8 protein-coding genes are annotated in these 9,816 nt (G+C 70.5%); 6 read left to right on the forward strand and 2 right to left on the reverse strand.

All coding sequences use genetic code 11. The features are described from left to right. Window positions 1-37: 37 nt before the first annotated feature. Window positions 38-1,102 carry a LacI family DNA-binding transcriptional regulator gene (locus WYM_RS16715; protein WP_019181994.1) on the forward strand — a complete coding sequence of 355 codons (1,065 nt, stop codon included), beginning with the start codon at window positions 38-40 and terminating at the stop codon, window positions 1,100-1,102. Window positions 1,103-1,112: 10 nt separating this feature from the next. On the opposite strand, the gene WYM_RS16720 is transcribed toward WYM_RS16715, so the two are convergent. Further along, window positions 1,113-1,682, reverse strand: a complete 570-nt coding sequence (locus WYM_RS16720) for a TetR/AcrR family transcriptional regulator (RefSeq protein WP_019181995.1) — start codon at window positions 1,680-1,682, stop codon at window positions 1,113-1,115. A 102-nt stretch (window positions 1,683-1,784) separates the two neighbouring features. Here WYM_RS16720 and WYM_RS16725 point away from each other — a divergent pair, with 102 nt between their 5' ends. Further along, window positions 1,785-2,357, forward strand: coding sequence for a dihydrofolate reductase family protein (locus tag WYM_RS16725; RefSeq protein ID WP_019181996.1), 573 nt, complete (start codon window positions 1,785-1,787; stop codon window positions 2,355-2,357). 29 nt (window positions 2,358-2,386) lie between these two features. Here WYM_RS16725 and WYM_RS16730 read toward each other — a convergent pair whose 3' ends face one another. Further along, a complete protein-coding gene (locus WYM_RS16730; RefSeq protein WP_019181997.1) occupies window positions 2,387-3,973 on the reverse strand; it encodes a hypothetical protein in 1,587 nt (528 codons plus the stop codon). Window positions 3,974-4,147: 174 nt separating this feature from the next. On the opposite strand from WYM_RS16730, the gene WYM_RS16735 reads away from it, so the two are divergent. The 4 genes from WYM_RS16735 to WYM_RS16750 all read left to right on the forward strand — a co-directional run. Then, entirely contained in the window at window positions 4,148-7,096 is a 2,949-nt protein-coding gene (locus WYM_RS16735; protein ID WP_040569463.1) for a Na+/H+ antiporter subunit A, read from the forward strand. After that, the gene (locus tag WYM_RS16740; protein WP_019181999.1) at window positions 7,093-7,653 is read left to right on the forward strand and encodes a Na(+)/H(+) antiporter subunit C; all 561 of its coding nucleotides are present in this window, start codon (window positions 7,093-7,095) and stop codon (window positions 7,651-7,653) included. The genes WYM_RS16735 and WYM_RS16740 overlap by 4 nt, the downstream gene beginning before the upstream one ends. Further along, window positions 7,650-9,215: a Na+/H+ antiporter subunit D gene (locus WYM_RS16745; RefSeq protein ID WP_019182000.1), complete on the forward strand. Its 1,566-nt coding sequence runs from the start codon at window positions 7,650-7,652 to the stop codon at window positions 9,213-9,215. The genes WYM_RS16740 and WYM_RS16745 overlap by 4 nt, the downstream gene beginning before the upstream one ends. Beyond that, a partial coding sequence (locus WYM_RS16750) for a Na+/H+ antiporter subunit E (protein WP_019182001.1) occupies window positions 9,212-9,816 on the forward strand: 605 nt, incomplete at its 3' end. The genes WYM_RS16745 and WYM_RS16750, both read left to right, overlap by 4 nt.

A 9,816-nucleotide genomic window follows, 5' to 3' on the forward strand; every position in this document is an offset into this window, starting at 1 on the left:
CGACCGAATGCCTCCACCTGGGTACGATCGGGGGGTCATGAGCACGCGTCGCGCCACCATCTCGGATGTCGCCCGCGAGGCCGGGGTCTCGCCGTCGACGGCGTCGGTCGTGTTCAGCGGCAAGACGCCCGTGTCGGATGCGACCCGCCGGCGGGTGCTCGATGCCGCGGCCGCGCTCGGCTACACCGGCCCCGATCCGCGCGCGGCATCGCTGCGCCGCGGCCGCTCGGGAATCGTCGGCGTCGTGTTCGAGGAGCATCTCGGCACCGCCTTCCTCGACCCGGTCAAGACCCAGATGATGGACGGTCTGGCCGAGGCGGTCGCCCCTCTGGGCGCCGGACTGCTGCTGCTGCGCGACCACGACCCGACCGGAGTGGGGCCCACGCTCACGACTGCGCCCCTCGACGCGGCCGTGCTCATCGGCTGCAGCGGGCGGCTGCGCGAATCGCTGGACGTGGTGCGGGCGCGCGGCATACCCGTCGTCGTCACGGAGGGAGACGCCGGGCCCGGGGTGCCGCGGATCGAGCTCGACAACCGCGAGGCGCAGCGACAGGCGGCCAGCCACCTCCGCACGCTCGGGCATCGCGACGTCGTCGTGCTGGCGCTGCCCATCCGGGCCGGCTGGGAGCGCGGATGGTTCGACGACGACACCGAGATCTCGGTCGACGTCACGCGGGCGCGGCTCGCCGGGGCGAGGGACGTGTTCCCGGATGCCGCGACCTACGCCGCCGCGGGGAGCTTCATCGACGAGGGGCTCGCCGCCGGCCGAGTGATCTTCGCCGACCCGGAGCGCCGGCCGACAGCCGTCATCGCGCAGTCCGACCTGCTTGCGGCGGGAGCGGTGCGCGCCGCCGAAGAGGCCGGGCTCCGGGTTCCCGAGGATGTCAGCATCACCGGCTTCGACGGCATCGTCGTCGACGGGCTCGCGCCGCACGAGCTCACGACACTGGTGCAGCCTGCGACCGACAAGGGCCGCGCGGCGGGCGAGGCGGTCGCCGCGATGCTCGAGGGCCGGGACGCGGCATCCATCAGCTTCACGTGCGTGTTCCGCGAGGGCACCACCACCGGGCCGGCACCGGCAGCCCCGTCGACCCCGGCCTGACCCGTCCCGCCTACGCCGGCGGGACGATCGCCGCGACGACGTCTTCGACGAGCTCGTCGAGGGCGTCATCGTCGGCGGGCAGCAGTGCCGGAAGCGTGAGGTGCTCGAGGATGAGGCCGCTCATCGCGAGGTACAGCAGCAGCGCCGTGCGCCGATCACCGGGGAAGCCGCCCTCGACGTGCCCGGCCGAGATCGCCTCGAGGTTGGCGGCATAGCGATCCGAGATGGCCTCGGCCAGGTCTTCGCGACGTGCCGCCTCGAGCCGCAGCTCGTACAGAGCCAGGAAACCGGCACGATCCTGGCGCGCACGGCCCAGCAGGTCCTTCATGAGCTGGGCCTCCCGAGCGCGTGTGGGCGCCGCCGTCTCCGGAACGGGCTCGGGGGTCAGGCGCTCGAACACGTGGCCGCCGAGCTCGCGCAGCAGCTCGTCCCGGTTGGCGAAGTAGTTGGACGTCGTGCCCTGGGGCACCGCGGCGACGGCGTCGACCGCGCGGAAGGTGAGACCTCGCGCGCCGTGTCGTGCCAGCACGTCGATGCCGGCGTCGAGGAGAAGGCGGCGACGTTCCGGGTTGGCGACCATGCCTCCACCCTTGCATATAACCCACTCCACTTGCAGTACTCCAGGTGTAGTGGTTAGAGTGTCGAGGCACGGCCCGCCCGGTCGTCAGAGAGAGGAGACGCCATGCGTGAACTGACGTACTACGTCGGCATGACCCTGGATGGTTTCATCGCCGGCCCGAGTGACGAGGTCGACTTCTACCCGCTCGCAGACGACCACAGCGCCTACATGAATGGCCTCTATCCGGAGGTTGTCCCCACTCACGTGCGGCAGGCAGTGGGAATCGACGACGCGCCGAACCGCACGTTCGACACCGTCATCATGGGGCGCCGCACGTACGAGCCCGCTCTCCAGGTCGGAATCACGAGTCCGTATGCCCACCTGCGGCAGGTGGTCGTGAGCCGGACTCTGAACTCCTCGGTCGAGGCCGCGGTGGAGATCGTGCGAGACGACCCTCGTGCGAGGGTGCGGGAGCTCAAGGACGAGGACGGCCTCGGCATCTATCTCGCGGGCGGGGGCCGCCTCGCCGGCGAGCTGCTTCCCGAGATCGATCGACTGATCGTGAAGAAGTATCCGGTCGTGGCGGGCAGTGGACTCCCCGCCTTCGTCGCGGGATTCGCGCCGACGCAGTTAGACCTCGAAGACGTGCGCAGCTTCAGCAACGGCTGCGCCGTCCTGTCGTACCGGCGCGCCTAGCGAGCGCTGCCCCTGGGCCAGGAACGCGGCTACGAACGCTGCGGGCCCAGGGGCAGCGCCGTCTCGCCGAAGTCGTGGATCGTGTAGCGGCCGCAGTCGATGGTCGCGGATGGGCGCACGCCGCGGGGAAGGACGAACGCGGGCGACTGGGCGTCGGTCACGAGGAACGACACCTCCCCGACCGAGAAGTCGTCGCGATTGACCAGCCACGCGTAGCCCCGGAGCCGATGGTCCACCTGCACCAGCGCCCGCGGATCGTCGAGGTGGGCCTTGGGCAGTCGCACCGTCCAGAACTGACCGCCTCCGGTGCGTCCGGACTGTTCCACCCAGCTCAGGACGCAGTCCAGATCCGGGTCCGGGGCGCTCGCCGCGGCGGCCATCCGCGGAGCACCGACCGCGCCGGCGACCGCCACCAGCGCGATGCTCGCCACGACGCTGGCCGAGGCCCCGACGGTCCGCGCGATCGATGTCGCCGGATACCGCCCCTCAGCGCGGTGCGCACGCAGGCCGGAGAGCAGGCCGGGGAGCACCACCAGCCCGAGAATCGGCGCGAACGCGATCGGCTGAAGATAGCGGGCTGCATGCGTGCCGAGCGCGATGGCGCCGATCACGACGAGCAGCGGCATGGCCCACCCGCACGCCGCGACGAGTGCCGCACCTGCGTCGCGCCGTGCCAGCAGCGCGGTCGCGGCGATGCACCAGCCCCACAGCGCGACGATGATGACGACGGCCGCGGCGCCCCAGGGCATCGTCCATCGCTCGGCCACGAGCCCGCCGTAGAAGATCAGCGACTCCGCCCAGCGCGAGGGGTCGGCGTAGCCGGCTCCGGTGTTCGCGATGAGCGGTGCCAGCGGCATCCGTCCCACGAAGCCCACCGCCGTTCCCAGGGCGAGCCCGCCGATCAGCCAGAGCGCGACGCGGCTGCGCGAGACGACCCACGCGCCCGCGAGCACGAGGCCGAGCGGAACCGTCGCCCACGCGGCGAACAAGGGGTTGGTGAGAACGGATGCCGCGGCCACCACGCCGATCAGCACCACCGGCCCCCGCGGCACGACCGACAGCCGACGATCGAGTGCGCGGCGTGCGATGCCGACGGCGAGCACGACGGCGACCACGGTCGCGCTGTAGTACGTCGTCACGGCGAGCAGCGACGCCGGCTCGAGCGAGTCGCGCGAGCTCGACGTCTCGGTGACGGCCAGCAGGCCGAACGCGCTGAACGCGAGCAGCGCGCCCGCGACGGGCATCGACGCGCGTGCTGTCGCGCCGGCCGCAATCCGCAGCACCGCGTAGAGCGCGACGAAGTTCACGATCGCCGCCAGCGCCAGGGTTCCCGTGATTCCGAGGCCGACGAGGGTCAGCAGCGCGAGCACGGCGGTCTCGGGCAGGAAGAGCACCGTCGACAGCGCCCAGTCCTGCGGCTGCCCTATCGCCAGGGAGCGCACGACGAGCGTGGTGACGAGCGAGTCGCCGTCCCGGAACAGCAGCTCCGAGCGAGCGGATGCCGCGACCGCCGTCACGACGGCCACCGCGATCGCGACCGCTGTCGCCGCGCCCAGCAGCTCGCGAGCCCACCGCGGTACGGCGCCGATCGCTTCCCGCGCCTGTCGAAGGGCCACCGCCTCACTCTGCCACGGCGGCCGGGCCAAGACGGCGGGCCACGGCGGCCGGGCAGACACGTCGTGACCCGGCGCGCCGTGACGGCCACGTAGACTGGGAGCTGACCCCGATCGCCCGAGCCGCAGCATCCCCTTCGAGGAATGTTCCCTGCCGACGACCATGAGGAGGCCCGGATGCTCCTCCTCCTCGGCGCGTTCGCGGTGGTCCCTCTTCTCCTTCCGTGGCTCGTGGCCCGCCTCGGCGCCCGCGCCTTCTACGTCGCCGCGATCCTCCCGATCGCCGCTTTCGTGCAGGCGGCGATGCTCGGACCCGGCATCGCCGCGGGCGACATTCCGTTCGAGTCATACGCCTGGATCCCGCCGCTCGACATCGACCTCTCCATGCGCATGGACACCCTGTCGTGGCTGATGACGCTCGTGGTGACCGGAGTCGGCGCTCTCGTGATGGTCTACTGCCGCTGGTATTTCCGGGGCAAAACCGACAACCTCGGGCAGTTCGCCGCGGTGCTGCTCGCGTTCGCGGGGGCGATGTACGGTCTCGTGCTCACCGACGACCTCGTGGTGCTGGTGATGTTCTGGGAGGTCACCAGCGTGCTGTCGTACCTGCTCATCGGGTACTACAACAAGCGTGCCGCCAGCCGCCGTGCGGCCCTGCAGGCGCTGCTCGTGACGACGCTGGGCGGACTCGTGATGCTCATCGGCGTGGTGCTGCTGGTGGTCGATGCGGGAACGTCGAGCATCTCGGCGATCCTCGCCGAGGCCCCCGCCGGAGCGGTCGTGGACGCCGCCCTCGTGCTCATCCTGGTCGGCGCGCTGAGCAAGTCCGCCATCTTCCCGTTCCACTTCTGGCTGCCCGGCGCCATGGCCGCACCCACGCCGGTCAGCGCGTACCTGCACGCCGCGGCGATGGTCAAGGCCGGGATCTACCTGATCGCGCGCCTCGCACCCGTCTTCGCGATCGCCCCGCCATGGCGACCGATCGTGATCGCGCTGGGCGTCTTCACGATGCTGCTCGGCGGCTTCCAGGCGCTGCGCGAGACCGACCTCAAGCGCGTGCTCGCCTTCGGAACGGTCAGCCAGCTCGGCATGCTGACCGTCGTCCTCGGGTACGGGACGAGGGATGCCGCGCTCGCCGGCCTCGCGCTGCTGCTGAGTCATGCGCTGTTCAAGTCGGCGCTGTTCCTCATCGTCGGTGTGCTCGACCGGCAGCTGTCGACCCGCGACCTCACCGAGCTCTCGGGGGTGGGCCGGCAGGCACCGGTCATGGCGGTGGCCGCCTTCGTGGCGATCGCCTCGATGGTCGGCGTCATCCCGACGATCGGCTTCGTCGCGAAGGAGGGCGTGCTCGCCGCTCTCCTGGTCGAGGCCGAAGGCGGAGCGGCCTGGGGCATCGTCGCGCTGATCGGGATCAGCCTGGGATCGGTGCTGACCGCGGCCTACGGCATCCGCTTCCTGTGGGGCGCGTTCTGGACCAAGCGCACCCCCGAGGGCGATCCGCAACCGGCCACCGAGTGGCCGGACCCGCCCATCGGCTTCCTCGGCGCGCCGGTCGCTCTCGCCGCACTCACCCTGGTCGCCGGCTTCGCCACTCCCTGGCTCGACACCGTGTTCACGCCCTACGCCGACGAGGCGCCGCTTGCGACGCCGGGCGTCACGGCGCCCGAGCACCCGGCGCACCTCGCGCTGTGGCATGGTCTGGAGCCTGCGCTGTGGATCTCGCTCGCCACGATCGCCGTCGGCGCCGTGGTCTTCTGGGCGACCAGGGCATGGCGGCCGGCGAGGCGCCTGCTGCCCTTCACCGCCGCCGAGGTCTACAACGCCGCACTGCGCGGCGTGGCACGGCTCTCGGTCGTCACGACGAGTTTCACGCAGCGCGGCTCGCTGCCGGTCTACGTCGGCACGATCTTCGTCGTCTTCGTGGCCGCCGAGGCGACGGCGCTGATCGCCAGCCAAGAGCTGCGCGCCCAGCTGGACGCCTTCCAGACCCCGATGCAGCTGGTGGTGGCGCCGATCATGATCGCCGCCGGACTCGTCGCCGTCCGCGCGCGCAAGCGCTACACCGGCGTCGTGCTGGTCTCAGTCACGGGCCTGGGCATGGTGCTGCTGTTCGCGACGAGCGGGGCCCCCGACCTCGCCGTCACGCAGATCCTGGTCGAGACGGTCACGCTCGTCGCGTTCGCCCTGGTGCTCCGCCGCATCCCCTCGCGCCTGGGCGAGCACAACGCGTCGGTGTGGCCGGTCGCCCGCGCCGTGCTCGGCGCCTCGGTGGGCATCACGATGGCGCTGGTGGCGATCGTGGCGACATCGGCCCGCGTCGAGAAGCCGATCTCGGGCTCGTTCCCCGAGCTCGCCTACGAGATCGGGCATGGCAAGAACGTCGTCAACGTCGCCCTGGTCGACCTGCGCGGGTGGGACACCATGGGCGAGCTCTCGGTGCTCATCCTCGCGGCGACGGGTGTGGCATCCCTCGTCTTCGTCACCCATCGCGCCGACACGCTGTCGCGCTTCTCACCGCTTCCCTCGGGGGCGACGCGCAGCCGCCGTCCCCTCGTCGAGACATCGGACGGCCTGCAGCAGCGTGACGATGCCCACGGCAGCGGACGCACCGCGTGGCTCATCGGAGGTCAGCGCGTGCGGCCCGAGAACCGCTCGATCATCCTCGAGGTGATCGTGCGCATCCTCTTCCACACGATCATCATCGTGTCGCTGTATCTGCTGTTCGCGGGTCACAACCTCCCCGGCGGCGGATTCGCGGGCGGGCTCGTGGCGGGGATGGCCCTGGTCATGCGGTACGTCGCCGGCGGCCGGTATGAGCTCGGCGCCGCCGCTCCGACCGACGCCGGACGCCTCCTCGGCACCGGAATGACCATCGCGGTCGCGTGTGCGATCGTGCCGCTGTTCTTCGGCGCACCGCCGTTGACGAGCACCTTCTTCGAAGCCGAGCTCCCGGTCCTGGGGCATGTCGAGTTCGTGACGTCCACCCTGTTCGACGTCGGCGTGTATCTCGTCGTCATCGGCCTCGTGCTCGACGTGCTGCGCAGCCTCGGGGCCGAGGTCGACCGGCAGGCCCAGGAGGCACGCGAGGGCCGGCCGGGCGGACGGGGCGAGGTGGGAGTGTCATGACGGTCTCGCTCGTCCTCATCATCGTCATGGCGGTGCTCTTCGCCTGCGGTGTGTACGCGATGCTCGAGCGCAGTCTCACCCGCGTGCTCATCGGGTTCCTCCTGCTCGGCAACGCGGCCAACCTGCTGCTGCTCATCGTGATGGGAGAGCCCGGCGTCGCACCGTTCTTCGGCGCCGCGGCATCGCCCGACGAGATGTCGGACCCGCTGCCGCAGGCCCTCACACTCACCGCGATCGTCATCACGTTCGCCGTGTCGGCCTTCCTCCTCGCCCTCATCTACCGCTCGTGGCAGCTCGGAAAGGCCGACACCGTGCAGGACGACGAGGCCGACCGCGCCGTGCGCGAGGGCACCGCCGACGTGGACGAGGCGATGGACGACGAGACCGAGATCGAAGACGAGGACGACGACGCGACGACCGACTTCCTCGGCACGGCCACCGCGCCCATCCGCATCATCGGCAGCCGCGACTTCGCCGGCCTGCGCGACGATGCCCCGGTCGACCGGCCGGCGCAGCCCCGCGACGCCGACCGCCGCGGCGGAGGTGACGAGTCATGATCGACATCGCTCCCGCCCTCGTGCCGCTGCTGGTCACGCTGCCGCTTCTCGGCGCCGCGATCGCCCTCATCGCCGGTCGGCATCGCCGCATCCAGGTGACGGTCTCGGTCGTGACCCTCACGGTCGTCTGCGCCATCGCCGCCGTGCTGCTCGTCGTCGTCGATGCCGGGGATGCCCCGATCGCGGTCTCGGTCGGGGGGTGGCCCATCCCGTTCGGAATCGTGCTCTACGTCGACCGGCTCTCGGCGCTCCTCGTGGTCGTCTCGAGCATCGTGCTGCTCGCGGTGCTGCTCTTCTCGGTGGGCCAGGGCGCCGCCGACGGCGATGACGAGACGCCGGTGTCGATCTTCCACCCGTCGTACCTGATCCTGGGCGCCGGCATCTTCAACGCGTTCATCGCGGGCGATTTGTTCAACCTCTACGTCGGCTTCGAGATCCTGCTCGTGGCGTCCTACGTGCTCATCACGCTCGGTTCGACCGAGTCGCGCATCCGCACCGGCGTGGTCTACATCGTCGTCTCGCTGGTGTCGTCGATCCTGTTCCTCGCGGCGATCGCGATGATCTACGGGGCGCTCGGGACCGTGAACATGGTCCAGATCGCCGAGCGCATGGGCGAGCTGCCACAGGATACGCAGCTGGTGCTGCATCTCATGCTGCTGCTGGCCTTCAGCATCAAGGCCGCCGTCTTCCCGCTGTCTTTCTGGCTGCCCGACTCGTACCCGACCGCGCCGGCCCCGGTCACGGCGGTGTTCGCGGGTCTGCTGACGAAGGTCGGCGTCTACGCGATCATCCGCACCGAGACGCAGCTGTTCCTCGACAACGACGTCAATCAGCTGCTGCTGTGGGTGGCGCTGGCGACCATGATCGTCGGCGTGCTCGGCGCCGTGGCGCAGGCCGAGCTCAAACGCATCCTGTCGTTCACGCTCGTCAGCCACATCGGCTACATGATCTTCGGGCTCGCCATCGCGACACCCGCCGCGATCGGCGCGACGATCTACTACATGGTCCACCACATCGTGGTGCAGACGACGCTCTTCCTGGCGGTCGGGCTCGTCGAGCGCCGCGCCGGCAGCACGTCGATCCTGCGGGTCAAGGGCCTGATGAAGGCGGCGCCGGTGATCGCGGTGCTCTACTTCATCCCTGCCGTGAACCTCGGCGGCCTGCCGCCCTTCTCGGGCTTCATCGGCAAGTTCGCGCTCTTCGAGGCGGCGGCAGAGGTGGGCACGCCGCTCATGATCGTGCTCATGGTGGGCGGCATCGTCACGAGCCTGCTCACGCTGTACGCCCTGATGCGCGCGTGGAACCTCTCATTCTGGCGCGAGGAGGACGACTCTGCCGAGACCGAGGCCCGCATCTCGTATCTCGGCGACGCACCGGCGGCCCGCACCCAGACCGAGCGCCGGGCGATCCCGAAGATCATGACGGCCTCGACTGCCGGTATGGTCGCCGTCACGGTCGCGCTGACGATCTTCGCGGGGCCGCTGTACGACGTCTGCACGCGCATCGGCGACGCGCTGCTGCAGCCGATCTCGCTCACGCAGCTCGAGGAGGACTCGCGATGAGCGACGACCTCGCGCAGCGCACCGGCCCGGGAATCGCCCGCGGAGCCTCGGATTCACGGCTGCGCCGCATCGGCGTGGGAATCTGGCGGCAGCTGCCGTTCTTCGTCTGGCTCATCGCGCTGTGGATGCTGCTGTGGGGGCAGTTCACCTGGACCGCGTTCCTCACCGGACTGGCCGCGGCGGTCGTGGTCACGCGAGTCTTCCGGCTGCCGCCGGTCGAGCTGTCGGGAAGAGTCAACCTGTGGTGGGGGCTCGTGTTCGTCACGACGTTCTTCGCTGCGCTGGTCCGCGGGTCGCTGCTGGTGTCGTGGCAGGTCCTTCATTTCGGCCGGCAGCCGATGAGTGCGATCATCGCGGTGCCGCTGCGCACCGACGACGACCTCATCATGGCTCACGTCGCCGTGACCGCATCGCTCATCCCCGGCTCGCTCATCATCGAAGCCGACCGTGCTCGCCGCATCCTCTATCTCCACGTGATCGGTGCGTCGACCCCTGAGCAGGTCGCGTCGCAGCGTCGCGCGGTCCAGGGATGGGAGGCCCGCATCGTCCGCGCCGTGGGGTCGCGGGAACAGCTCGGAATGATCCGGCGCACCAGCGTCGA

The sequence above is a fragment of the Microbacterium yannicii PS01 genome, from assembly GCF_000304335.1.
Taxonomy (GTDB): Bacteria; Actinomycetota; Actinomycetes; order Actinomycetales; family Microbacteriaceae; genus Microbacterium; species Microbacterium yannicii_A.

Excerpts from the sequence above, each read along its gene's own strand:
- WYM_RS16735 (WP_040569463.1), top strand. The coding sequence starts at position 4,148 with ATGCTCCTCCTCCTCGGCGCGTTCGCGGTGGTCCCTCTTCTCCTTCCG.
- WYM_RS16745 (WP_019182000.1), top strand. The coding sequence starts at position 7,650 with ATGATCGACATCGCTCCCGCCCTCGTGCCGCTGCTGGTCACGCTGCCG.
- WYM_RS16715 (WP_019181994.1), top strand. The coding sequence starts at position 38 with ATGAGCACGCGTCGCGCCACCATCTCGGATGTCGCCCGCGAGGCCGGG.
- WYM_RS16720 (WP_019181995.1), bottom strand. The coding sequence starts at position 1,682 with ATGGTCGCCAACCCGGAACGTCGCCGCCTTCTCCTCGACGCCGGCATC.
- WYM_RS16740 (WP_019181999.1), top strand. The coding sequence starts at position 7,093 with ATGACGGTCTCGCTCGTCCTCATCATCGTCATGGCGGTGCTCTTCGCC.
- WYM_RS16725 (WP_019181996.1), top strand. The coding sequence starts at position 1,785 with ATGCGTGAACTGACGTACTACGTCGGCATGACCCTGGATGGTTTCATC.